This window comes from Brevundimonas sp. RM1 (assembly GCF_052907225.1).
In genome coordinates this window covers 41,464-64,806 of record NZ_JBRERY010000008.1, presented here as the reverse complement: position 1 = coordinate 64,806, position 23,343 = coordinate 41,464, and the positions used below count along the sequence as shown (strand labels likewise).

Here is a 23,343-nt window from a genome sequence, read left to right as displayed (position 1 = left end):
CATCAGACTCCCTATTCCCTACGGCGTCTTCCATGCGTGTCCTGACCTGTCTGACTGACGAGCACCATCTGGGGCTCGTCGCCCTGGCTGCCTTGATCTGCCTGCTGGGCAGCTTCATCACAACAGGACTGTTGCGGCGCGTTCGTGAAAACGGGGGATTGTCGCGTGTGTCGTGGCTGGCCCTGGGCGCCGTCGCGGGCGGAGCGACCATCTGGTGCACCCATTTCGTGGCCATGATCGCCTATCGACCGGGCGTCGAGACGGCCTATGAGCCGATGCTGACGGGCGTCTCCCTGGCGGTGGCGATCCTGGGCGTCGGCCTGGCCCTGGCGACGGCCTCCATGCGCCGCCGTTTCTCCGTCGAGGCGGGCGGCGCCCTGTTCGGCATGGCTGTGGCCGGGATGCACTTCGTCGGCATGGCCGCCCTGTCGGTCGAGGGCGTGGTGCATTGGTCGGCCGTCTATCTGGCGGTCTCCATTATCGGTTCGGTGGCGTTCGGCGCCCTGGCCTTCCGCCTGGCCTCGACCGAAGAACGCTTCGCGCGGCTGAAGGGCGGGGCGGCCATGGTGCTGGGCATCGTCTGCCTGCACTTCACGGCCATGGCGGCGATGACCGTCATTCCGCTGGGACCGCTGGACGGCATGCTGACGGGCGAGGACGCGCGCCATGTGCTGGCGCTGGGCGTCGCCGGCGTCGGTCTGCTGGTGCTGGGCGCCGGCGCCGCCAGCCACGCCCTGGATCGGGAAGCCCTGGCGCTGAACCGCGAGCGACTGCAGTACCTGCTCGAGACCGGCGTCGACGGCATGGCGATCGAACGCGACGGCGTCATCGTGGCCGTCAACGAAGTCCTGGCCGAGTTGGCCGGAACTGACCGTGACAGCCTGATCGGCGCCGATCTGGGGGATTGGGTGCAGGACGCCCACCGTCTCGACGACGGCGCTGTGATCCAGACCATTCTGATGGCCGGCGGTCAGGAGATTCCCGTCGAACTGTCGGCCCGGCGCGACCTGACGGCGCGCGGCCGCACCATGATCTACGCCGTGCGCGACCTGCGCGCCCGCATGGCCCAGGAACGTCGCATCGCCCACCTGGCCCGCAACGACAGCCTGACCGGCCTGCCCAACCGAGCCTCCTTCCTGGAGCGGCTGACGCGCCAGAAGCAGACGGCGGCCGAGGGCGAGAGCCTGGCCCTGTTCGCCCTGGACCTGGATCGGTTCAAGGAGGTCAACGATCTGTACGGGCACGCGGTCGGCGACCAGCTTCTGTGCATCATCGCCGAACGCATGAAGGGCGCCCTGCGCGAGGGCGAGTTCATCGCGCGCCAGGGCGGCGACGAGTTCCTGGCCCTGGCCTCGGTCGCGACCCGCGACGAAGCCCGCGCGGTGGCCGAGCGCCTGCGCCAGGCCGTGATCCAGACCGTGACGCTCGACCATGCCGACGTGTCGTGCGGCGCCAGCATCGGCGTCTCGCTGTGGCCGGAAGACGCCCAGGACGTGTCCACCCTGATCAACAACGCCGACCTGGCCATGTACCGGGCCAAGGCGTCGCTGACCCAGGACGTCTGCTTCTATGAGGCGGACATGGATCAGGCGGTCCGCGCCCGTCGCCGCGTCACCCAGGCCCTGCGCGAGGCGCTCGAGAATGAGCGGTTCGAGCTGCACTATCAGGTCCAGGCCTCGGTCGAGACCGGCAAGGCCACCGGCTATGAAGTCCTGCTGCGCTGGAAGAACGATGAAGGCCGCTACATCTCGCCGGCCGACTTCATTCCCGTGGCCGAGGAGAACGGCCTGATCCTGCCGATCGGCGAGTGGGTGTTGCGTCAGGCCTGCCGCCAGGCCGCCGCCTGGGAGGAGCCGCATCGCATCGCGGTCAACCTGTCGCCGGTGCAGTTGAGCCACGTCGATCTGCCTCGTCTGGTGCATCAGATCCTGCTGGAGACCGGCCTTGCGCCGTCGCGCCTGGAGCTGGAGATCACCGAGACGGCCATGATCACCGACATGGCGCGCACCACCCATGTGCTGCGTCAGCTGAAGGCGCTGGGCGTGACCATCGCCATGGACGACTTCGGCACGGGCTATTCCTCGCTGTCGACGCTGAAGGCCTTCCCCTTCGACAAGATCAAGCTGGACCGCTCCTTCATGACCGAACTGGACGGCGAGGCGCCGCAGTCGCGGGCCATCATCCGCGCCGTTCTGACCATCGGCGAAAGCCTGTCGATCCCGGTCCTGGCCGAAGGCGTCGAGACCGCCGAGCAGTTGGCCTTCCTGCGCGCCCAGGGTTGCAACGAGGTGCAGGGCTACCTGCTCGGCCGCCCCCAACCCGAAGCCGACGCCCTGCACCACGGCGCGGCCTGGATCGACCTGGAGGAGACGGCGACAGCCGCGTGACGGGCGGCGATCCTTGCCGATTATTCACATGACCCTGCGACCCGGCGCTGGCAGGGTGCGGCCAAGTTAAAAAAAGGGACGCGTCTCATGCGCCGCATCATCATCGCCCTGGCCTTGGCGGCTGTCGCCGCGCCGGCTCTGTCGGGCTGCATCATCATCGCCACTGAGAAGCCGACCACGCGCGTCATCCACACGCCGCCGGCGGAAGGCGCCTGATGCGCGGCGCTCTGCTGGCCGCCGTCGCCCTGCTGCCCTTGCTGGGCGGTTGCGTCATCTATTCCAATGGGGGCGGCGAGAAGGTTTCGGTCGTCACGGAGCCCAATATGGCCAAGACGGAAGTCGTGGAGGCGGTGCGCCGCGTCGACTTCGACGGCCAGCGCCTGAACGTCGTGGTCGGGTCCAACGGCTGCACCGAGGCGTCCAGTTTCGAAGTGCAGATCAAGGACTCTGATCCGGCTGAGCTGAAGTTGGTGCGTCGCACGCCCGACGTGTGCCGCGCCCTCGCGCCCGAGGGCGTGACGGTCAGCTGGACCTATGCCGAACTGGGCCTGGAAGCGGGCCAGCCGGTCCGGGTGATCAACCCGATCAGCCTGTAGGCGTCGCCTTCTCTTCGAGGGGGGACCGTTCGTCGGTCGGAACATATAGGGGGGGCGGGACTTGCGTTTCGCACCCCTTTTCCTTGGTCGCGGGCCGTCTTCAGGCGTCGAACGCGCCGGACAGGACGCCGAACAGCGGGTTCGGCTGCCCCTCATCATTGAACAGCAGGGGGCTGTCCCGGCCGTCGTCGTTCTCGCCGCGACGCAGCCAGGAATCGCTGTCGCGCACGCCCCAGACGGTGAAGGCGAAGCGTTGTGCGGGGGGCAGGCTCATGAAGGCCTCGGCCAGTTCCGCGACGCGCGCCGTCTGCTGCTCGCGGCGCTGGGCGCGGGAACGCAGGTCCGGCATCCGGCCGCCGCGCTTCAGCGACGCATCCAGTTCGGAGACATGGATGGGCAGACCGAACTGGCGGGCCTCATTCATGAAGGCGGCGATCTGGCCCTTGGGGATTTCGATGTCGAGGTGGGACTGGACGCCGATGCCCTGAACCGGCGCGCCCGCCTTCAGCAGCCGCTCGACCAGACGCAGGAAGGCCGCGCCCTTCTTGGGCGTGTTCTCCAGATTGTAGTCGTTCAGGAACAGGGTCGCCTCGGGCGCGGCGATGCGGGCCTGTTCGAACGCGCGGATGATATAGGCGTCGATGCCGCCCAGGCCCCAGCTCCAGACGCAGTCGCGATAGCCGCTTCCGTCATCCTCGACCGGTTCGTTGACCACGTCCCAGCCGACGATCTGGCTGCGCCAGCGTCCGGCCACCTCGGCGATATAGCGGTCGTGTTCGGCGATGAAGCGCGGGCGGTCGTCGACGATGGCGGTGAACCACGGGTGGTCCTGCGCGTACCAGATCAGGGCGTGACCGAAGAGGCGGATGTCCAGATCACGCGCGAAATAGGCGATGCGGTCCGGCGCGTCGAAGCGCAGGGAGCCGTCCTTCTGGAGGATGTACTCCATCTTCATCTCCCACTCGGGCGTGAGCTGGGAGAAGTGGGTGGAGACCAGCCGGAACCAGTCCTGATCCGACAGCTGGCCCGACATGGCGACGGTTCCGACGGGGAAGGGGGCGACGGCTTTCAGCGGCCGAACAGGGCCGGTCGGCGGCGGGACGGGCGCCTCGCCGGCGCCGCAGGACGCGAGCGCGAGGGTCGAGGCCAGCAGGGCGCGACGGTCGATCACGTCTAGCCCTCGGCGCGGCGACGCAGGCCCATTTCGTCATAGGCGGCGGCCTCGCGCTTGGCGGCGGCCGTCAGCTTGTTCAGCCGGGTGGTTTCGGCGACGTGCTCGAACTTCTTCAGCTCCTCGAAGGCGCCGGTCAGGGCGTCGCGGGCGCCTTCTTCCTCGGCGGCGATCGCGGCGACCTCGGCCTCGGCGTCGGCGCGGCGCTGCTTCCAGCCGTTGAGATAGGCCTGCAACATCATGCCGGAGGACGAATCGTGCCGCGCGTTGTCACGCTCGACCTCAGCCTCGGCGTCCAGCACGGCGACGCGCATTTCGGCCTCGGCCTTGCGGGCGCTGATTTCGGCCAGCCGCTTCTGCAGCGTCTCGACCTCATAGTTGGAGATGCGGATCAGGGATTGGGCCCAGGCCGTCATGCGTCGTCTCCCGCGATCATTGGTCCACCATGCCCTGGTTCAGGATGGTTTCAAGTCTGTCGAAACTGTCGTTCAGGCGCGTCACGTCGTCCTTGTCCTGGGTCAAGAAGCTTTCCAGGGCCGGATTCAGGGCGATGGCGCGGTCGACGATGGGGTCGGCGCCGGTGCGATAGGCGCCGATGCGGATCAGCTCTTCCATGTTGGAATAGGCGCTCAGGCACTGGCGCGCGCGGCGGTTCAGTTCGCGCTCGGGCGGGGACTGGTTGCCGGGCATGGTGCGGCTGACGGACTTCAGCACGTCGATGGCGGGGAAGCGGCCGCGCTCGGCGATCTTGCGGTCCATGACGATGTGGCCGTCCAGAATGCCGCGCACGGCGTCGGCGATCGGCTCGTCATGGTCGCCCCCGTCCACCAGCACGGTGAACAGGGCGGTGATCGGTCCCGCCTCGGTCCCGTCCGGACGGATCGGCCCCGGCCCCGCGCGCTCCAGCAGCTTGGGCAGTTCGGTGAAGACGGTGGGGGTGTAGCCCTTGGTCGTCGGCGGCTCGCCCGCGGCCAGGCCGATCTCGCGCTGGGCCATGGCGAAGCGGGTGACGCTGTCCATCAGGCACAGCACCTCCAGCCCCTGATCGCGGAAGAACTCGGCCACGGCCATGGTCATGTATGCCGCCTGACGCCGCTTCAGCGCCGGCTCGTCGCTGGTGGCGACCACGACGACGGCTCGTTTCAGCCCCTCTTCGCCCAGGGTCTCCTCGATGAACTCGCGGACCTCGCGGCCCCGTTCGCCGATCAGGCCGACGACGACGACATCGCAGGTCGCCTGACGCGCCAGCATGGACAGCAGCACCGACTTGCCCACGCCCGAGCCGGCGAAGATGCCCAGGCGCTGGCCCCGGCTGGTGGTGGTGAAGACGTCCATCGCCCGCACGCCCAGATCCAGCCGCTCGCCCACCCGGCCGCGCGAATGGGCGGGCGGCGGCGGCGCGCGCAGGGGGTAGGGGACGAGGCCCGGCGTCAACGGCCCCAGGCCGTCGATCGGCTCGCCGAAGGAATCGATGATGCGGCCCAACCACGCCGTTGTCGGGCGCACGCTGGCGGCGGCGTCGATGATGCGGATGTCGGCGCCCGGCGCCACGCCCTCGACCGGGCCGAAAGGCATCAGCAGGGCCTTGGCCTCGCGGAAGCCGACGACCTCGGCGGGCAGAGGGGGCTGGCCGCGCCGCTCGATCTCGGCGCGCGCGCCGACGGCGAGGCGGGACAGTCCGCCGCGCGACTCGATCAACAGGCCGCTGACGCCCGCCACCTTGCCGGTGACGACCAGCGGGTCGATCGCTTCGACGGCGGCGACGAGATTGCGCAAAGAGGGCCCCTTGGCCGCAAGAGGCGCAGCCGATCCACACGCTCATGCCCCATCATGGTTAACGGGCGATGAAATGCGGCCGGAATATCAACCTATGAGTGTTTTATAATGATTATGAAACCATTGGTGTCGCTACTATCCGCAGGCGGGTCTGGGTCATCACCGTTGTTCTGAAGGGGAGCGGTTCGGATGTTCAGTGGAAGTCGTCGTGTGAAACAGGCTGCGGACCAGCTGCGGCTTGAGGAGCTGGACCGCCGCATGGCGGCGATCGGTCGATCCCAGGCGGTGATCGAGTTCGACCTGGACGGCACGATCCGCGACGCCAACGACAATCTGCTGCAGACCATGGGCTACGGCTTGGACGAGATCCGTGGCCAGCATCACCGGATGTTCATGGACCCGGCCGAGGCGGCGACGCCGGACTACGCCGCCTTCTGGCGCGAGTTGAACGAGGGCCGCTTCGTCGCCCGCAAGTTCCGGCGCATGGCCAAGGGCGGGCGCGAGGTCTGGCTCGAGGCCTCCTACAACCCCGTGCTGGACGACGCGGGGCGGCCGCTGAAGGTGGTCAAGCTGGCTGTCGACATCACTGAGACCGAACAGGCCTCGCGGCGCGCCGAGCGGGATCGTCTCGCGGTCGAGGCGGCGCAGGCGGAACTGGTCGGCGCCCTGGCGGAACAGCTTTCGCGTCTGTCGGACGGCGATCTGCGCGCCGCCATCGAACAGGAAATGGGAGGCGCCCATGAGGCCGTGAAGGTCGACTTCAACGGCGCTGTGGCCAGTCTCAGGGCGGCGTTGGAGCAGGTGCTGGCGGCGGTGACGACGCTGCGCGGCGGTTCGGACGAAATCAGCCGGGCGTCGGACGACCTGTCGCGCCGCACCGAACAGCAGGCGGCCAGTCTGGAAGAGACGGCGGCGGCGCTGGATCAGATCACCGCCACCGTTCAGCGCAGCGCCGAGGGCGCTCGTCAGGCGGCGTCCGTCGCCTCTCAGGCCCACGCCGAGGCGGATCGCTCGGGCGAGGTCGTGCGCCGGGCGGTCGCCGCCATGGACGGCATCAGCCGCCGCTCGGCCGAGATCAGCGACATCGTCGGCGTGATCGACGCGATCGCCTTCCAGACTAATCTTCTGGCCCTGAACGCCGGGGTCGAGGCGGCGCGGGCGGGCGACAGCGGGCGCGGCTTCGCCGTGGTCGCCTCCGAGGTGCGCGCCCTGGCCCAGCGTTCGGCCGAGGCCGCCAAGGAGATCAAGACCCTGATCGCCGCCTCGGGCGCCGAGGTGGCGCAGGGCGTCGAACTGGTCGCCGAGACCGGCCGCGCCCTGGAGACGATTGCGGAACAGGTCGATGAGATGGACGCCCTAGTCGCCGCGATCGCCGCCTCGGCTCAAGAACAGGCCTCGGGCCTGGGCCAGGTCAATCAGGCGGTGAACCAGATGGATCAGGTCACCCAGCAGAACGCCGCCATGGTCGAGCAGACGACGGCGGCGGCGGCCAATCTGAAGACCCAGGCCGAGCATCTGGCCGAACTGGTCGGTCGCTTCCGCACGGGCGGGAGCGACGGCGTGGTGCACGATCTGGCGAGGCGCGGCGGTCCGCCCCCGGCGCTGGAGGCGCAACGCGCTCGCCTGCGCGCCGTGGTCAACGGCCCGGCGGTTGAGGAATGGACGGAGTTCTAGAGTTTAGAACAGCAGCTTCACCGCGCCCCGCATCAACAGGGCAAGCACGGCGCCGAACACCAGGCAGGCGATCAGGTTGGGGACCGGCCGTTGCAGCCGGGACAGCAGGAACTTCATGGGCGCGCGTCTGTCGTCAGGCGGGGGCGGCAGGATCTTGCAGCGGCTGAGCCTCATCGGAAGGCGAGGTCAGCACCGCGCCGACCGAGGCGGTGATGATGGCGGCGATGGCCAGCCATTGCAGGGTGCTGAGGTGCTCGCCCAGGACGAACAGCCCGGCCAGGGCGCCGATGGCCGGATCGCCGCTGACCGCCACGCCGAAGGTGCGCTTGGGAATGTGGCGCAGGGCGATCATGTCCAGCGTATAGGGCAGGGCGCTGGACACCAGGGCGACCACCAGACCCAGGACCAGGATCCTCGGATCGAACAGGGCCAGGCCCGCGCCGGCGATGCCGAACGGCACCACCGTCATGGCCGCCACGGACATGCCGATGGCGACCGTCGCGCCGCTGGGCAGGTGGCTGACGCGCTTGCCGAAGACGATGTAGCCCGCCCAGAACACCGCCGCCGCCGCCGCATAGGCGCAGCCGACCGGGTCCAGCGTCGCCACGCTGCCGTCCAGCGGCAACAGCAGGCCCAGGCCCAGGATCGCCAGGCCGACCCAGACGAAATGGATCAGGCGGCGCGAGTTGAACAGGGCGACCGACAGCGGTCCCATGAACTCGATCGCCAGCGCGACGCCCAGCGGAATGGTGTTCAGCGCCATGTAGAAGCTGAGGTTCATCAGCCCCATGACGCCGCCGTAGACGGCCAGGGCGCGCAGGTCGCTGCGCGTGAAGGCGCTGCGCCAGGGGCGGAAGACCAGCAGAAGGAACAGGGCCGACAGTCCTACGCGCAGGGCCGCCGTCCCGGCCGGTCCGACCATGGGGTACAGCGTCTTGGCGAAGGAGGTGCCGGCCGAAAGCGACACCATCCCGCCGATCAGGGCGAGATAGGGCAGGATGGCCGCGATGCGCGGCGTGCGAAGGGCGAGCGTCAGGGAGGACATGGCGCGGAACCTAGCCAAAACCCGTCTGTGTTTCTCGCTGATTTCACCTGCCACGACGCAAGAAACAGGCGTATGTTTGTATCAAATGCAAGAAAACATCGATCTCGATTCCTTCGATCGCCGACTGCTGGCCCTGGTCCGGCGCGACAATCTTCAGCCCGCGCGCGTGTTGGCGGAAAAGGTCGGCCTGTCGGAATCGGCGGTGTCGCGACGGCTGCGGCGCCTGCGCGACGAAGGGGTCATCATCGCCGACGTCTCCGTGGTCGATCCCGCCCGACTGGGTCGCGCCCTGACCATGCACGTCCTGGTCGAGATGGAGCGCGAGGGCACCGCCGTTCTGGACGCCCTGATCGACAAGCTGACCGCCCGACCGGAGGTCCAGGCCGCCTGGTATGTGACGGGCGACACCGACCTGATCCTCTATGTCGTCGTGCCGACGATGGAGGCCTATGAGGTCTTCACCCGAGAGATGCTGAACGACGACGCGCGCGTCCGCGCCTTCAAGACCCTGATCTCGATCCGCGAAGTTCTGCCCTTCGATCCCGCCCGTCGCGCCCTGGTGCGATGAGATCATCTAAAGCCTGCGTCAGAATTCCTGCGCGGGCCTGCTTTGCTCGCGGCGTATAAGGCCTATCTGTTGAGCCGACATCGCCGCACGGAGACCTTCCCATGTCCGACGCTTCTCAAGCCGCCTATGACGCCAGCCGCCACAAGAAGGCGGGCCGGGGCCGGGTCTATGACAGCATCGTCGACACCATCGGCGACACCCCCCTGGTGCGGCTGCCCAATCTGACGGCGGCGCTGCGGCCCAAGGCCACGGTGCTGGCCAAGCTGGAGTTCTTCAACCCGATCGCCTCGGTCAAGGACCGCATCGGCGTGGCCATGGTCGAGGCGCTGGAGCAACTGGGCAAGATCAAGCCGGGCGCCACCCTGATCGAGCCGACCAGCGGCAACACCGGCATCGCCCTGGCCTTTGTGGCGGCGTCCAAGGGTTACAAGCTGATCCTGGTCATGCCCGAGAGCATGTCGATCGAGCGGCGCAAGATGCTGGCCCTGCTGGGCGCGCGGCTGGAGCTGACGCCTGCCGAAAAGGGCATGAAGGGCGCCATCGCCCGCGCCGAGGAACTGCTGGCGGAAATCCCCGGTTCGGTCAGCCCGGCCCAGTTCGAAAACCTGGCCAACCCCGCCATCCATGAAGCCACGACGGCCGAGGAGATCTGGAACGACACGGCGGGCGCCGTGGACGTGGTGGTGTCCGGCGTCGGCACCGGCGGCACCATCACCGGCGTCGGCCATGCGCTGAAGGCGAAGAAGCCCTCGGTGAAGATGATCGCGGTCGAGCCGACGGCCTCGCCCGTGCTGTCGGGCGGCGCCCCCGGCCCGCACAAGATTCAGGGCATCGGCGCGGGCTTCATTCCCGCGGTGGTCGACCGCGCGGTCATCGACGGCGTGGAGCAGGTCACGAACGAGGACGCCTTCGACATGGCCCGCCGCGCCGCGCGCGAGGAAGGCATTCCGGTCGGCATCAGCTCGGGCGCGGCCCTGACGGCGGCCTTCCGTCTGGCGGCGCAGGATGAGTATGCGGGCCAGACCATCGTGGCCATCATCCCCAGCTTCGCCGAACGCTATCTGTCGACGGCCCTGTTCGAAGGGCTGTAACGGCGCGTCCGGACCCCGCAACTGCACTGCTGGTTAACCGCTGGCGTCTAGGCTGCGGGCATGGGCGAGATCCAGGCCAGTTTGGAAGAGACGCACGCGCCGCGCGGCCGTACGGCGCGGCAGGTGTTGCTGCGCCGGCTGGCCGATGTCGTCAGCCTGCCCGCCAGCCGGATCAATGCGTTCGAGCGGGCGGTGGCCGGCGATCTTCTGGTCGATGTCCTGCGCCCGGCGCCGCTGGAGGAACGTCGTCGCGTGTCCCTGCGCCTGGCCTCCTTGGGCGAGTTGCCGGATGCGCTGAAGCGCCTGCTCATTCGTGACGAGCCTCAGGTGGCGGCACCCTTGCTGGAAGACTGCGCCGCCTTGTCGGATGCGGACCTGATCGGCTGCGCGCGAGACGCCACGATCCAGCATCGACTGATGATGGCGACGCGGCGCGACCTGTCCGAGGCCGTGACGGACACCCTTCTGAGCTGGGGCGAGGAGGCGGTGATCGCCGCCGTACTGGCCAACCCCTCCGCCCGTCTGACCCAGACCAGCCTTGAGGGCGTGATCGCCCTCAGCCGCTCGTCGCGCGACCTGTGCGCGGCCTTGCTGAAGCGACACGAGTTAAGACCCTCCGGCGCCTATGTCATGTTCTGGTGGTGCGGATCGGACGAGCGACGTGTCATCCTGCAACGGTTCGCCGTCTCGCGCGAAGTGATGCAGACCAGCGTCGAGGACGTCTTCGCCATGGCGGCGGCCGAGGGCTGGGATGATCCCGTGGCGCGCAAGGCCCTTCAGTTCATCGAACGACGCCAGAGAAACCGCGCCGCGATTGAGAAGAGCCCCTTTGCTGATCTTGAAGCCGCCGTGGCGGCCGCCGCCGCGCAGGGCCTGTCGCGCGAACTGGTCAGCGAGATCGGCTATCTGTCAGGCGTCAAACCGCTGACCGCCGCCAAGATCATGAGCGATCCTGGCGGAGAACCCGTGGCTATACTGTGTAAGGCGACAGGGCTGACGCGGCCAAATCTTCGGGCCTTGTGGCGATCCATGCGGCGGCCTGAGACGACCGCCGACGGCGCGGCGCATCCCGACTGGGATCGTGTTCAACTGACCTATGAAATGCTGGCGGTCGATCGCGCTCAGACAGTGCTGCGTTACTGGAACTGGTCGCTGTCATCGGCCCTGACGCCGGCCTTGTTGCGTGCGATCCGTGACGGGGAAGACCAGGCGGTCGACGAATACTCGGCGCCAGAGCGTGCGGCGGCTCTCGCCTTGGTGGATAACTTCGGTCGTTGAAATCGCCATTCCTGTGCGAGCTGAATTCAGGCGTTGATTTCGCTTCATAAGCGAGCAACGCGCGTTGCATTGCTTTCAATGTGAAACATAAGTATGAAACTGATCGACGGCAGGTCGATTCAGATCAGTCGATTGAAAATGGGGCATGCAAGAGGCTGATGCAGATGGAAGAAAAACCCGAACTGCTCGAGATGACCGCTGACATCGTGTCGGCCTATGTCAGCAACAACACCGTTTCGGCGGACGCCGTGCCGGGTCTGATCGCTCAGATCCACGCCGCTCTGTCGGGCGTTTCGGTGGCTCCGGTCGAGCCCGAGCCCGAGCCCCAGGAACCGGCGGTCCCGGTTCGCAAGTCGATCACGCCTGACTTCCTGATCTGCCTGGAAGACGGCCGCAAGTTCAAGTCGCTGAAGCGTCACCTGCGCACCAAATACAACATGAGCCCCGAGGAATACCGCGCCAAGTGGGGTCTGCCGAAAGACTATCCCATGGTCGCCCCGAACTACGCCAAGGCGCGTTCGGAACTGGCCAAGCAGATGGGTCTGGGCCAAGGCGGTCGTAAGCCGGCCCGCGCGTCGCGTAAGTAATTCTACCCAGCGACCAAGACATGAAGCGCCCGCTCTTCGGTCGAAGGGCGGGCGTTTTGCTGTCAGGGGGTCAATGCAGAGGGTCAGTCTTCCGTCATTCGCGCCCGGCCGATGAGCACGGCCTCCGCCGCGCTGGAGGCGAGCGTCTCGGGACGAACTGAGCCGCAGGCGACGGCGGCCAGTTCGTCCGCGTCGCCGCCGGGGGCGATGGCGTAGGGCGGGGCGGTTTCGGCGGTGCGCGGCCCTTCCGTCCCGTCGGCGCGCAGGGAGGCGAAGTCGAGACGGTCAGCCGTGCGCGCGGCGCAGTCGAACCGCCACCAGGACCAGCCCCCGACATAGGCGACGCCGCCGATCATCATGTCTTCTTCGCTGACCTGCAGGGACCGCATCCGCACGCCGTCGCCGTCGGGCGTGATCGAGGCCCGATCCGCGAAGACCGCGAACCGGCCCACGCCGGTCAGGGCCAACTCCATCTCGGGCGTCTCCTGGGCGGACGCGGCGGCGAGGGCGGCGGTCAACAGCAGGGCGAGGGGCAAGATGACGTCCTTTTACATGACCGAACGAGCGGCGGCGGTTAACCCTGTCCGCATACCCGCCGTTGAAACGGCTGCGCTAGACAGACGTCATGTACCACGCGCCTTCCGGTTTCGATCCTTCCGGCCCTCCGCCTGATCGGCGGCGACGGGTTCGTGCGCCGTTTCGTCAGACGCGCCGTCCGGAAGAACGCATCACCCTGCTGGGCGAGCCGGTCGACCTGGTGCGTCCTGAAGAGGTGCTGCTGCACGTCGAACGCAGCGTCGAGGCGGGCGTGCAGAGCGTCGTCGCCAACCACAATCTGCACAGCCTCTATCTGATCCGGCGCACGCCGGGGATGCGGCGCCTGTACGACGCGGCCGATCTGATCGAGCTGGACTCGACGCCGCTGATCCATTTCGCCCGTCTGCTGGGGCATCCGGCGCGTCCGCAGCACCGCTGCACCTATCTGGACTGGCGCGATCATTTCTGGAGCCTGGCCGACCGCAAAGGCTGGCGCGTCCTCTATGTCGGCGGCGAGGACGGCGTGGCCGAAGAGGCGGCGCGGCGACTGACGACCCGCTATCCGGGCGCAATGGTGAAGGGGCTCAGCGGCTATTTCGACGCCACGCCGGGGTCGTTGGGCAATACGGCGGTTCTGGCGGCGATCAAGGACTTCGCCCCGCACGTGCTGTTCGTCGGCATGGGCATGCCGCGCCAGGAGCTGTGGATCGCGGACAATCTGGCCTCCCTGCCGCCGGTTCCGATCCTGCCGGTCGGCGCCGCCTTCGACTATGAGGCCGGGGTTCAGAAGGCCGCCCCGCGCTGGATGGGACGGCTGGGCGTCGAATGGTTGTTCCGCCTGTTCGCCGATCCGAAACGGTTGTTCACGCGCTACTGCATCGAGCCCTGGTTCCTGATCGGCCCGGCGCTGGGCGACGTGCGAGAGGCCATGCGGCGCAGGAAACGCTGAACCGCGCCTCTCGTCAGCCATCGCAATGACGCTGGTCGAGGCTTTGAATTCCTAGGCCTTTGTCTCGACTGGACGGGATCGACCGGCCGTTCTCTAGCCATCCCGCATACTCCTCAGCGCGCCGAAGACGGCGCGGGCTGACAAGGAGACGACCGCGCCGATTTCAGACGTTTCAGACGAATTGGACTCTGTTTTTTGCGTCCGCCTCGACCCCGCGCCTCCAGGTCAGGCCGTGACGATCTCTTCGGCCTGTTGCAGGTCGACGCTGACCAGCTGGCTCATGCCGCGTTCGGGCATGGTGACGCCGTAGAGGCGGTCCATCCGGCTCATGGTCACCGGGTTGTGGGTGATGACGATGAAGCGGGTGTCGGTGCGGCTGCGCATTTCGTGCAGCATCCGGCAGAAGCGGTCGACATTGGCGTCGTCCAGCGGGGCGTCGACCTCGTCCAGCACGCAGACCGGCGCCGGATTGGCCAGGAAGACGCCGAAGATCAGCGCCGCCGCCGTCAGAGCCTGTTCGCCGCCCGACATCAGGCTCATCACCGACAGCCGCTTGCCGGGCGGACAGGCGTAGATCTCCAGCCCGGCCTCCAGCGGGTCGTCGCTCTCGACCAGCTTCAACTCGGCCTGACCGCCACCGAACAGGGCCTCGAACAGGGTCTTGAAGTTGGTGTTGATGACGTCGAAGGCGGCGATCAGCCGCTCGCGCCCCTCGGCGTTCAGTTCGTCGATGCCGTCGCGCAGTTTGGCGATCGCCTGCGTCAGGTCGATGCGCTCGGTCTTCATGGCGCTGAGCCGGTCGCCGTATTCGGCCGCCTCTTCCTCGGCGCGCAGGTTGACGGCGCCCAGCGCCTCGCGCTCGCGTTCAAGGCCGTAAAGCAGGCTCTCGGCGCCTGCCGCGTCGGGCGGGCGGGCGATGGCGTCGTCGGTCAGCTTCCTGCCCAGTTCCTCGGGCGACATCTGCGCCGTTTCGCGGATGTTGGAGGCGCTTTCGGCCAGCTTCTCGGCGGCGGCCTCGGCGCGGGCGTGAAGGCCCGCCCGGCTCTCGCGGGCCTGAGAGGCGGCGGTTTCGGCGGCGCGCGCGGCGCGGTCTGCCTCCTGCGCGCCCGCCTCGGCCACGGCGACGGCGTCGGTCGCCGCCTGCTTGCGCTTTTCGGCCTCGGCCAGGGAGTCCATCAGGGCGTTGCGCTGTTCGGCGAAACCGGCGGGCGCGGCCTCAGCCTTCGTCAGGGCGATTTGCGCCTTCTCGGCGTCGCGCTCCAGCGTCTTGAGGCGGGCGGCGCTGTCGCCGGATCGCGTGACCCAGCCCTCGCGGGCGCGGGTCAGACTGCCCAGCCTTTGCTCGCGCATGGCGCGATCGCGGGCCTCCTCGTCGCGGGTCGAGCGGGCGGCCTGCGCCGCCAGCCGGGCGCGTTCGGCCCCGCCGCGCGCCTCCGTCAGCTCCTGACGCAGACCGACGACGACATCGGAGGACGACTCCACCGAACTGGCCTCGGCGAAGGCGGCCTCGGCCTCCTGCACCTCGCCCTCTAGCCGGGCGACGCTTTCGTCCAGCGACTGGGCGCGGGCCTCCTTGCGGGCCTGATCGCGCATCAGGGATTCCAGCCGGTCGCGGGCCGAGACGACCTGTTTGTCCAGCGTGAAGGGGCGCAAGCGCGCGGCCTTCACCTCCTCCTCGGCGGCGCGGAAGGTTTCGCCCGCGGCTTTCAGCGCGGCTTGCGCCGTCTCTAGCGCAGGCTTGCCTGTGTCGATGTCGGCTTCCAGTTCCGACAGGCGCGTGCGCTGGGCCAGACGCACGGCGGCGGGGCGCGGCGCCTCGGCGCGGCTGACGAAGCCGTCCCAGCGATAGAGGTCGCCCTCGACCGTGGTCAGGCGCGCGCCGCGCGGCAGGGCGCGGGCCAGTTCAGCGATCCGCTCGCGCGGGGCCACGCCGCAGAAGGCCAGACGCGCCGCCAACTGATCCGGCGCCGTCACATGGGCGGACAGGGGCTCGACACCCTGCGGCCAATCTGGCGGCGCGACCTCGGCGCCAGCCCAGTGCGCCGGGGCGCGGGCGTCCAGCGCGGCGTCCAGATCATCGCCCAGCGCCGCCGCCAGCGCGGCCTCATAGCCCTTGGCCGCCGACACCTTGTCCAGCGCCGGGGGATGCTCGCGCTTGCCCGTGACCAGCAGTTGCGCCAGCCCGCGCGCCTCGGTCTGCAGGCGGCCCAGCCGGTCCTCGGCGGCGCGCGCGGCGGTGCGCGCTTCCTGCTCGGCGCGGGCGATGTCGCTGCGTTTGGCCTCGGCGGCCTCGACGGCCTCGCGCGCGGCGGTCAGTTCGGTCTGGGCGGTTTCCAGCGCCGTGCGCGCCGTCTCGATCTCGGGCGTCTCCAGCGGGCCGAGCGCCTCGCGCTCGCGGCGGGTCTGTTCGTGCTGGCCCTTCACGCGCGCCAGCCGGGCCTCGGCGTCGCGCTTGCGGGCGCTCTCGGCGTTGGCGCGGGCCTCGACGGCGGCGAGCGTTCCGGCCAGCCGTTCGACCTCGGCGTCGGCGGCCTTGCGCGCGTCCTCAGCTTCCAAGAGGGCGCGTTCCAGTTCCGGCCCGCGCTCGGGGGCGGCGGCGATTTCGGCCTTCAGCTTCTCCAGTTCGCGGTCCAGCCGCTCGAGTTCGCGCCCGGCGTCGGCGGCCATGCCGTCCTCGCGCACGCGGTCGGCCTCGATGCGGGCGACCTCGGCCTTCAGGCGGTCGACCTCGGCGCGGGCGGCCTGTTCGGCCATGTCCAGCCGGTCGCGTTCGATGATGGCCCGGTTCAGCAGGGCGGTGGCGACCGCGTCTTCTTCACGCGCAGGCTTCAGGCCCTCCTGCGCGTTCAGGGCCGCCGTCTGGGCCGCCGCCGCCGCCGTTGTCGTTTCGGCCACCAGCCGGTCGGCCTCGCGCAGTTCGGCCGCCGCCGTCTCGGCCGCCGTCTTGGCGTCGGTCCAGCGAACGTAGAGCAGCGCCGCTTGCAGGGCGCGGATCTCGGCGGAGATCTTCTTGTACTTCTCCGCCTGACGCGCCTCGCGCTTCAGCCTGTTCAGCGTCGACTCCAGCTCCTTGCCGATGTCGTCCAGCCGGTCGAGGTTGGTCTCGGCCGCCCGCAGCCGCAGTTCCGCCTCATGGCGCCGGGTGTGCAGGCCCGCTACGCCCCCGGCTTCTTCGAGGATGCGGCGGCGGTTCTGGGGCTTGGCGGCGATCAGTTCGCTGATCTGGCCCTGACGCACCAGGGCCGGGCTGTTGGCGCCGGTCGAGGCGTCGGCGAACAGCAGCTGAACGTCGCGCGCCCGCACCTCCTTGCCGTTGATGCGATAGGTCGAGCCGCGCCCGCGCTCGATCCGGCGTGAGACTTCCAGCATGGGGCTGTCGGTGAAGGGCTGGGGCGCGCGCTTCTGAGCGTTGTCGATGGTCAGCTGGACTTCGGCGTGGTTGCGCGGCGGACGGCCCGCGGCGCCTGCGAAGATCACGTCCTCCATGCCCTGGCCGCGCATGGCCTTGGCCGAGTTGGCGCCCATGACCCAGCGCAGGCTTTCCAGCACGTTCGACTTGCCGCAGCCGTTCGGCCCGACGATGCCGGTCAGCCCGGCCTCGATCTGCACCTCGGCCGGGTCGACGAAGGATTTGAAGCCGACGAGCCGGAGGCGCTGGAACTGCATCGCGTCTCGATCAGCGCGCCCGGATCAGCGGGTCGATGGCCGCCGACAGGGCCTCCAGCGAATGGTCGCTGACCCGCCGGCCGTTGACGAAGAAGGACGGCGTACCTGTTACGCCTGCCGCCACGGCGCCGTCGACCTCGGCCTGCAGGGCCTGACTGGTCGCGGGGTTCTTCATGCAGGTCTCGATCTGTTCCTGGCTGCGGCCGCTGGCGGCGATGGCGGCGGCGAACCAGTCGCGGGCGTCGCCTTTTTCAAAGGCGGCGGCCTGACCGCTCATCAGGCTGTGGGCCACGTCGAAGAAGCGGTTCGGGGCGGCGCAGCGCGCGATGCCCGCCGCCGTCGCCGCGATCTGGGCCGGAGGCGTCGGCATGTCGCGGAACACCAGCCGCACCTTGCCGGTGTCGATATAGCGGGCCTTGAACTGCGGCAGGACGTCGTTGGTCCAATGGGCGCAATGGCTGCAGGTGAAGGAGGCGTATTCGATCACCGTCACCGGCGCATCGGCCCGGCCCATCACGCGGTCCGCCGCCGTGACAGCGGGCACGGCCGCCGTCGCGGAGGCGCGCGTCATAGCCGGATCAAGCGCCAGGACTGGAGCGGCGTTCAGGCTGGCTAGGGCCACGATTGACAGAAGGTGCAGGAGGCGAACAGTCATGCGGATTCTATAGCAGGGGATCGATGCTGGCCGACAGACCGGACAGGGAGTTGTCGGTCACGATTTGGCCGTTGACCATGAAGGTCGGGGTACCGGTCACGCCTGCCGCCGACGCCTGCTTGATACGTTGTTCCAGGGCTGCCACGGCGGCCTTGTCGGTGGCGCACTCTTGGAACTGGGCTTCGCTGAGGCCAGCGGCCTGGGCGGTGCGTAGCAGTATCTCGCGCGGCGGGACGCCGTTGCGCATTTCAGTCTGCGCCCGCATCAGGTGGTCGACGACCTCGAAATACTTATCGTCTCCGGCGCAGCGGGCGATCAGGAACCCCGCCACGGCAACATCTTGGGGCGGAGTGGGGAACTCCCGGAAAACGAAACGAACCTTGTTGTTGTCGACATATTTGGCCTTGAAGTCAGGCCAGACTGTCTCATTCCAGGCGGCGCACCCGGCGCAGGTGGTAGAAGCGTACTCGACCACCGTGACCTTGGCCCCCTCGGCCGCGCCCATGGCCATATCGCCCTGCGTCGCCGCCGCTCCGCTTCCGCCGCCCTGGTTGCAGGCGGACAGGATCAAGGCTGTGGCCGCCATGCCGACGACCGCTGCACGTTTCATCATGTCCGCCCCCTCCTCCCGTTTGGACGACTTACTTCGCCAGTTCGGCGTCGATGACTTCCGACAGGCCCGACAGCGAGCTGTCCGCCACCTTCACGCCGTTGACGGTGAAGTAGGGCGTGCCGGTCACGCCGGCGCTGATGCCGGCCTGGATGCGCTTCTCCATGGCCTCGATGGCGGCCTTGTCGCGGATGCAGTCGTTGATCTGCTGCTCGCTGAGGCCTGCCGCCTGGCCGGCGCGGAACAGGGTGGTGCGCGGCGCGACGCCCGCCTGCCATTCCTTCTGGCTGGCCATGATGTCGCTGACGACGTCGAAATACTTGTCCGGACCGGCGCAGCGCGCGATCAGGAAGCCGGCGACGGCGATGTCCTGGGGCGGGGTCGGGAATTCACGGAAGACGAAACGGACCTTGTTGTTGTCGACGTACTTCGTCTTGAACTCGGGCCAGACCTCTTCATTCCACACGGCGCAGTGGCCGCAGGTGACCGAGGCGTACTCCACGACCGTGACCTTGGCGCCTTCGGGGGCGCCCTTGGCCATGTCGCCTTCGACCTCGCCGCCAGCGCCGCCGGCCGAGCAGCCCGCCAGCACGGCCATCGAGGCCAGGGCTGCGGCGGACAGGGCCGCGCGGCGGCTCATGGCGGCGTATTTGAAGATCGGGGCCATCGGCTGGTCCTTGTCAGAAATGAGATTCAGAAACGTCGCGCGATTCGTGCGCGCAGGCGAAATCGTCTGAATGTCGAGAACGCCGATGGCGAAGGTTTGTCAACGCCCCTCGTCGCGTGGAGGCTGCGACAGCACGGCGCGGCCCAGCTTGCCCAGGGCTGCTTTCAGACTGTCGGGCGCCGCCTCCACCGAAGCGTTCAGTTCGGCTTCCGTCGCGGCGGGCAGGGGCGGCAGGACGGCGCGGCCGCGCGGGCGGGGCTTGGCTCCGGCGGCAGGCAGAGGCTTCACCGGCCCCTGGGCGATGCGCAGTTTCTCGACCGAGCCTGCGCCCAGGAACAGGTTCACCCGCTGAATGATGTCGGCCGACTGGTGCTGGACCAGCAGGGCCGCGGGGCCGACGACGCGCAGCTCCAGCACGCCGCCTGCATTGCCGCGCCCCTTGGTCAGCTTCTGGGGGCGGGTGACGCGGGCCAGACGTTCGCCCACGATCTCGACCCAGCGCGGCTCCAGCGCCGAGGCGCCGCGCCCGAACTGGGCGTCCAGCTTCTTGATCAGCGGCGCCAGCGACCGACCAGCCGGAGGCGGCGGGCGCGGAGCGGGACGCGTGCGCCGTTGCGCCAGGATCTGGCGCGCTTCGCTTTCGGTGGGCAGGGGACGACGCATTCATCCTATATAGCCTGACCGATGACCGACGTCCCCTCTCTCCGCGCCGCCCTGCTCGATTGGTATGACGCCCATGCGCGCAGCCTGCCGTGGCGCGCGCCGCCGGGGGCTGAGGCGAAGACCGACCCCTATCGCGTCTGGCTGTCCGAAGTGATGTTGCAGCAGACGACGGTGCCGCACGCCGCCCCCTATTTCGAGCGGTTCACCACGCGCTGGCCGACGGTGGGCGACCTGGCCGCCGTCGAGGACGCCGAACTGATGGCCGCCTGGGCGGGGCTGGGCTACTACGCCCGCGCGCGCAATCTGCTGGCCTGCGCCCGCGCCGTGGCGGCGGATCACAGCGGCGCCTTCCCGCAGACCGAGGCCGAGCTGCTGGCCCTGCCGGGAGTGGGCGCCTACACCGCCGCCGCCGTGGCCGCCATCGCCTTCGACCGGCCCGCCAATGTCGTCGACGGCAATGTCGAGCGGGTGATGAGCCGTCTGTTCGCGGTCGAGACTCCGCTGCCCGCCGCGCGGCCCGAGCTGCGCCGCCTGGCCGCCCTGTTCGTCGACGACCACCGACCCGGCGACTGGGCGCAGGCGCTGATGGATCTCGGCTCGGGCGTCTGTCGGCCCCGGTCGCCGCTGTGCGATCAGTGCCCGCTGGCCTTCGGCTGCGAGGCGCTGAAGACGGGGACGCCCGAACGCTATCCCTTGAAGACGAAGAAGGCCGAACGGCCGCATCGGCGCGGCCACGCCTATGTGCTGACCGATGACGCGGGGCGCGTCGCTTTGGTGCGGCGGCCGGACAAAGGGCTGCTGGGCGGCATGGCGGGCCTGCCGACCTCGGACTGGAGCGCGGCGCCGGATTTCGCTCCGCCGATGGAAGGCGATTGGCGGGCGGCCGGATCGGTCGAACACGTCTTCACCCACTTCAGCCTGACGCTGGAGGTGCATGTGGCCGAAGGGCAGGGCGACTTTCTGTGGACCTCAGCGGCTGAGGCGGCGAAGGCCCTGCCGACCGTGTTCAGGAAGGTGCTGGAGCGGGCTTTAGGAACCCTCTCCCGGCGGGAGAGGGCTTGAGCGCACGGCGGCGCAGCCGTCGTTCTGGCGCGAAAGGGTGAGGGGCTTGTCCCATCAATCGGCCGAAGGCCGCCGTCTCGCCGTTCTGCCACGGCCTCTGGCCGACTTTATCTGTGAACCCTCACCCTTTCGCCTGTTCCAATCGCTGCGCTCTTGGAGGCTCAAGCCCTCTCCCATCGGGAGAGGGTTAGCCGGTGGCTCGTAAATTCACCGCGCCGCTACGTTCGCGCGGCATGACCACGACATGGCCGTTCAGGCGTTGGAAATGCAGGTCGATCACCCCGTCGCCGACCTTCAGCCGCGTGATCGACAGCCGGTCCAGCCCGGCGGGCAGGGCGGGATTGTTGACCTCGACCAGGCCCTCGGCGGCGTCGATGCTCAGGCCCAGCACCGACTGCATCATCAGGAAGACCGACCCCGCCGCCCAGGCCTGGGGCAGGCAGGCGACCGGATAGGCGATCGGCGGCTCTCCCGTCTCGCGCACGAAGCCGCAGAACAGTTCGGGCAGCCGCATCTGGAAATGAGCGGCCGAGCCGTAGATCTCGCCCAGCAGCATGGCGACCGCCCGCCGTTCGCCGTAACGGGCCATCCCCGCCGCCGCCAGGGCCGTGTCGTGCGGCCAGACCGAGCCGTTGTGATAGCTCATCGGATTGAAGCGGGCCTGTCCCTTGGCCAAGGTCCGCAGGCCCCAGCCCGAACGGAACTCGGCCGTCAGCATCCGTCGCGTCACCCGCCGCGCCCGCTCATGCGAGGGCAGGCCCATGAACAGCAGGTGCCCGGCGTTGGAGGCGACGGCGCGGCACTGTTCCCCGTCGCCGTCCAGAGCGATGGCGTAGAAGCCCTCGTCCTCCATCCAGTAGCGGTCCTCGACCAGGGCGCGCAGCGCCTCTGCCCGCGCCGCCCATTCGAGGGCGCGGCCGTCGCCCAGCACCGCGCCCATCTCGGCCAGCGCCTTCCAGGCGGCGAAGGCATAGCCCTGGACCTCCAGCAGGGCGACCGGTCCCTTGGGAAAACGGCCGTCGGCGTGAAAGATGGAGTCTTCGGAGTCCTTCCAGCCCTGGTTCGACAGGCCGGTGTCCGCCGCGCGGGCGTAGTCGATCAGGCCGTCGCCGTTGCTGTCGCCGTAGTCGCTCATCCAGCCCGCCGCCGCGATCAGATGGGGCCACAGGGCGCGGATGGTCCCATAGTCGTTGGTGCGCTTGGCGTAGGCGCCGGCCAGGGCGATGAACAGGCAGGTGGTGTCGACCCCGCCGTAGTAGAGGCCGAAGGGCACCTCGCCCAGCACGCTCATCTCGCCGCCGCGCGTCTCGTGCATGATCTTGCCGGGCGCGGAATCCATGAAGGCGCTGGTCTCGGTCGCCTGACGCGAGGCCAGATAGGTCAGCACCCCCTTGGCCAGGCCGGGGTCGATCCACAGCATCTGCCAGGCGGTGATGATGCCGTCGCGCCCGAACGGGGTCGAGAACCACGGCGTCCCCGCATAGGGATAGGGGCCGGTCGGCAGATCGGTGACCAGCAGGGCGATGTCGGCCCTCGACTGCCGCAGCCAGTCGTTGAAGCCCTGGTTGCGTCCGCCCTCGACGATGGCGCCGCGCCGCAGCCGTCGTCGCATGGCCAGCCGCGCCAGAATGGCGTGCCAGCGCCAGCGCGCTTCGTCCGGCTGTTCGCAGGCGTCCAGACCGCATTCGATGAACAGGTCCAGGCTGCGCCCACGCGGCAGGCTGAACATGAACTCGGCCCGATTGGCGCTTAGGCGGGCGGGCGGCTCTGAGAACGCCAGGCAGCTGGTGCGCGCCACCCCGTCCACCCCCGTGTAGCTGAAGGTCACGCGCCGCCCGTCGATCACCGGCGGATGGATCTCGCCGTGCTGAGCCCGCACGGTGCCGCGCACCTGGAAGATGTCGGCGAAGTCCGCGTCGAACTCGAAGGTCAGCGGCAGCAGGATGTCTTCGACGCCGTGGTTGACCATCCGCACCCGCTCAAACAGCCGCCGGTCCCACAGGAAGCGCCGCCGCTCCAGATGCAGCACCCCCGCCGGGGCCGAGCGTCCGCCCATCGGCGGCAAGGGTCGATTGGTCGAGTGGCAGGTGAAGAAGACGTTGTCCTTGGTCACGCCTGAGCTGAGCCGCGACGGCCGCGCCCGCCCGACCGTCAGGACGAAGCGCGACAGCAGCCGCGTGTCCCGCTCGAACAGGCCGTCGGCGCCCGACTTCACGTCTCCCCAGTGATCGGCGACCAGGAAGGCGTCGCCGTCCTTCAGCGCCATCAGGGTCTCGAGCCCGTCCTGGTCGTTGGTGTCGGCGGCGGTGGTCTGGACCGAATAGGCGTCGTCCATAAGCGTCTCCGCTTGCGGTTCGTCCC

Annotated in this window: 21 protein-coding genes; 10 read left to right on the top strand and 11 right to left on the bottom strand. The window is 68.9% G+C overall.

What is annotated here, in order from left to right:
- Positions 1-32: 32 nt before the first annotated feature.
- The 3 genes from ACU5AP_RS09500 (at position 33) to ACU5AP_RS09490 (ending at position 2,983) form a co-directional block, all read left to right on the top strand.
- Positions 33-2,387: a bifunctional diguanylate cyclase/phosphodiesterase gene (locus ACU5AP_RS09500; RefSeq protein WP_446681134.1), complete on the top strand. Its 2,355-nt coding sequence runs from the start codon at positions 33-35 to the stop codon at positions 2,385-2,387.
- Positions 2,388-2,474: 87 nt separating this feature from the next.
- A complete protein-coding gene (locus ACU5AP_RS09495) occupies positions 2,475-2,603 on the top strand; it encodes a hypothetical protein (RefSeq protein WP_003163590.1) in 129 nt (42 codons plus the stop codon).
- Positions 2,603-2,983 carry a hypothetical protein gene (locus tag ACU5AP_RS09490; RefSeq protein WP_003163589.1) on the top strand — a complete coding sequence of 127 codons (381 nt, stop codon included), beginning with the start codon at positions 2,603-2,605 and terminating at the stop codon, positions 2,981-2,983. Before ACU5AP_RS09495 ends, ACU5AP_RS09490 begins: the two co-directional genes overlap by 1 nt.
- A 100-nt stretch (positions 2,984-3,083) precedes the next feature.
- Here the strand turns inward: ACU5AP_RS09490 and ACU5AP_RS09485 are convergent, their stop codons facing one another.
- From ACU5AP_RS09485 to fliI, 3 genes are read right to left on the bottom strand one after another with little or no spacing between them, the layout of a single operon-like run.
- A complete protein-coding gene (locus ACU5AP_RS09485) occupies positions 3,084-4,154 on the bottom strand; it encodes an endo-1,4-beta-xylanase (RefSeq protein ID WP_128719643.1) in 1,071 nt (356 codons plus the stop codon).
- A gap of 2 nt (positions 4,155-4,156) precedes the next feature.
- Positions 4,157-4,570, bottom strand: a complete 414-nt coding sequence (locus tag ACU5AP_RS09480; RefSeq protein ID WP_076223519.1) for a flagellar FliJ family protein — start codon at positions 4,568-4,570, stop codon at positions 4,157-4,159.
- A 16-nt stretch (positions 4,571-4,586) separates the two neighbouring features.
- The gene (gene fliI, locus ACU5AP_RS09475; RefSeq protein WP_128719644.1) at positions 4,587-5,930 is read right to left on the bottom strand and encodes a flagellar protein export ATPase FliI; all 1,344 of its coding nucleotides are present in this window, start codon (positions 5,928-5,930) and stop codon (positions 4,587-4,589) included.
- A 189-nt stretch (positions 5,931-6,119) separates the two neighbouring features.
- On the opposite strand from fliI, the gene ACU5AP_RS09470 reads away from it, so the two are divergent.
- Positions 6,120-7,604 (top strand): methyl-accepting chemotaxis protein, encoded by a 1,485-nt coding sequence (locus ACU5AP_RS09470; protein ID WP_191001986.1) that lies wholly within the window; start codon positions 6,120-6,122, stop codon positions 7,602-7,604.
- Between the two features lie 133 nt (positions 7,605-7,737).
- On the opposite strand, the gene ACU5AP_RS09465 is transcribed toward ACU5AP_RS09470, so the two are convergent.
- The gene (locus tag ACU5AP_RS09465) at positions 7,738-8,649 is read right to left on the bottom strand and encodes an EamA family transporter (RefSeq protein WP_040344449.1); all 912 of its coding nucleotides are present in this window, start codon (positions 8,647-8,649) and stop codon (positions 7,738-7,740) included.
- A gap of 85 nt (positions 8,650-8,734) precedes the next feature.
- Here ACU5AP_RS09465 and ACU5AP_RS09460 point away from each other — a divergent pair, with 85 nt between their 5' ends.
- The 4 genes from ACU5AP_RS09460 (at position 8,735) to ACU5AP_RS09445 (ending at position 12,173) form a co-directional block, all read left to right on the top strand.
- Positions 8,735-9,217, top strand: coding sequence for an Lrp/AsnC family transcriptional regulator (locus tag ACU5AP_RS09460; protein ID WP_003163583.1), 483 nt, complete (start codon positions 8,735-8,737; stop codon positions 9,215-9,217).
- Positions 9,218-9,318: 101 nt separating this feature from the next.
- Positions 9,319-10,308: a cysteine synthase A gene (cysK, locus tag ACU5AP_RS09455; RefSeq protein ID WP_446681133.1), complete on the top strand. Its 990-nt coding sequence runs from the start codon at positions 9,319-9,321 to the stop codon at positions 10,306-10,308.
- A 60-nt stretch (positions 10,309-10,368) separates the two neighbouring features.
- Complete coding sequence (locus ACU5AP_RS09450; protein ID WP_446681132.1) at positions 10,369-11,586, top strand: DUF2336 domain-containing protein; 1,218 nt, start codon at positions 10,369-10,371, stop codon at positions 11,584-11,586.
- A 164-nt stretch (positions 11,587-11,750) separates the two neighbouring features.
- The gene (locus ACU5AP_RS09445; RefSeq protein ID WP_040344688.1) at positions 11,751-12,173 is read left to right on the top strand and encodes a MucR family transcriptional regulator; all 423 of its coding nucleotides are present in this window, start codon (positions 11,751-11,753) and stop codon (positions 12,171-12,173) included.
- A gap of 83 nt (positions 12,174-12,256) precedes the next feature.
- Here ACU5AP_RS09445 and ACU5AP_RS09440 read toward each other — a convergent pair whose 3' ends face one another.
- Entirely contained in the window at positions 12,257-12,709 is a 453-nt protein-coding gene (locus ACU5AP_RS09440; RefSeq protein ID WP_312294587.1) for a surface-adhesin E family protein, read from the bottom strand.
- 89 nt (positions 12,710-12,798) lie between these two features.
- On the opposite strand from ACU5AP_RS09440, the gene ACU5AP_RS09435 reads away from it, so the two are divergent.
- Positions 12,799-13,659, top strand: a complete 861-nt coding sequence (locus tag ACU5AP_RS09435; protein ID WP_446681131.1) for a WecB/TagA/CpsF family glycosyltransferase — start codon at positions 12,799-12,801, stop codon at positions 13,657-13,659.
- A gap of 225 nt (positions 13,660-13,884) precedes the next feature.
- On the opposite strand, the gene smc is transcribed toward ACU5AP_RS09435, so the two are convergent.
- From smc to ACU5AP_RS09410, 5 genes are all read right to left on the bottom strand, one after another.
- On the bottom strand, positions 13,885-17,325 hold the full coding sequence (smc, locus tag ACU5AP_RS09430; protein WP_446681130.1) for a chromosome segregation protein SMC: 3,441 nt from the start codon (positions 17,323-17,325) through the stop codon (positions 13,885-13,887).
- 10 nt (positions 17,326-17,335) lie between these two features.
- On the bottom strand, positions 17,336-17,980 hold the full coding sequence (locus ACU5AP_RS09425; RefSeq protein WP_164918002.1) for a DsbA family protein: 645 nt from the start codon (positions 17,978-17,980) through the stop codon (positions 17,336-17,338).
- Positions 17,981-17,987: 7 nt separating this feature from the next.
- Positions 17,988-18,593 carry a thioredoxin domain-containing protein gene (locus tag ACU5AP_RS09420; protein WP_128719651.1) on the bottom strand — a complete coding sequence of 202 codons (606 nt, stop codon included), beginning with the start codon at positions 18,591-18,593 and terminating at the stop codon, positions 17,988-17,990.
- A 28-nt stretch (positions 18,594-18,621) separates the two neighbouring features.
- A complete protein-coding gene (locus ACU5AP_RS09415) occupies positions 18,622-19,257 on the bottom strand; it encodes a thioredoxin domain-containing protein (RefSeq protein ID WP_003163571.1) in 636 nt (211 codons plus the stop codon).
- 99 nt (positions 19,258-19,356) lie between these two features.
- A complete protein-coding gene (locus ACU5AP_RS09410; protein ID WP_313521163.1) occupies positions 19,357-19,920 on the bottom strand; it encodes a DUF721 domain-containing protein in 564 nt (187 codons plus the stop codon).
- A gap of 21 nt (positions 19,921-19,941) precedes the next feature.
- Here ACU5AP_RS09410 and mutY point away from each other — a divergent pair, with 21 nt between their 5' ends.
- Entirely contained in the window at positions 19,942-20,982 is a 1,041-nt protein-coding gene (gene mutY / locus ACU5AP_RS09405; RefSeq protein WP_446681129.1) for an A/G-specific adenine glycosylase, read from the top strand.
- A gap of 187 nt (positions 20,983-21,169) precedes the next feature.
- Here the strand turns inward: mutY and ACU5AP_RS09400 are convergent, their stop codons facing one another.
- Positions 21,170-23,317, bottom strand: a complete 2,148-nt coding sequence (locus ACU5AP_RS09400; RefSeq protein ID WP_446681128.1) for an amylo-alpha-1,6-glucosidase — start codon at positions 23,315-23,317, stop codon at positions 21,170-21,172.
- Between the last annotated feature and the right edge of the window lie 26 nt (positions 23,318-23,343).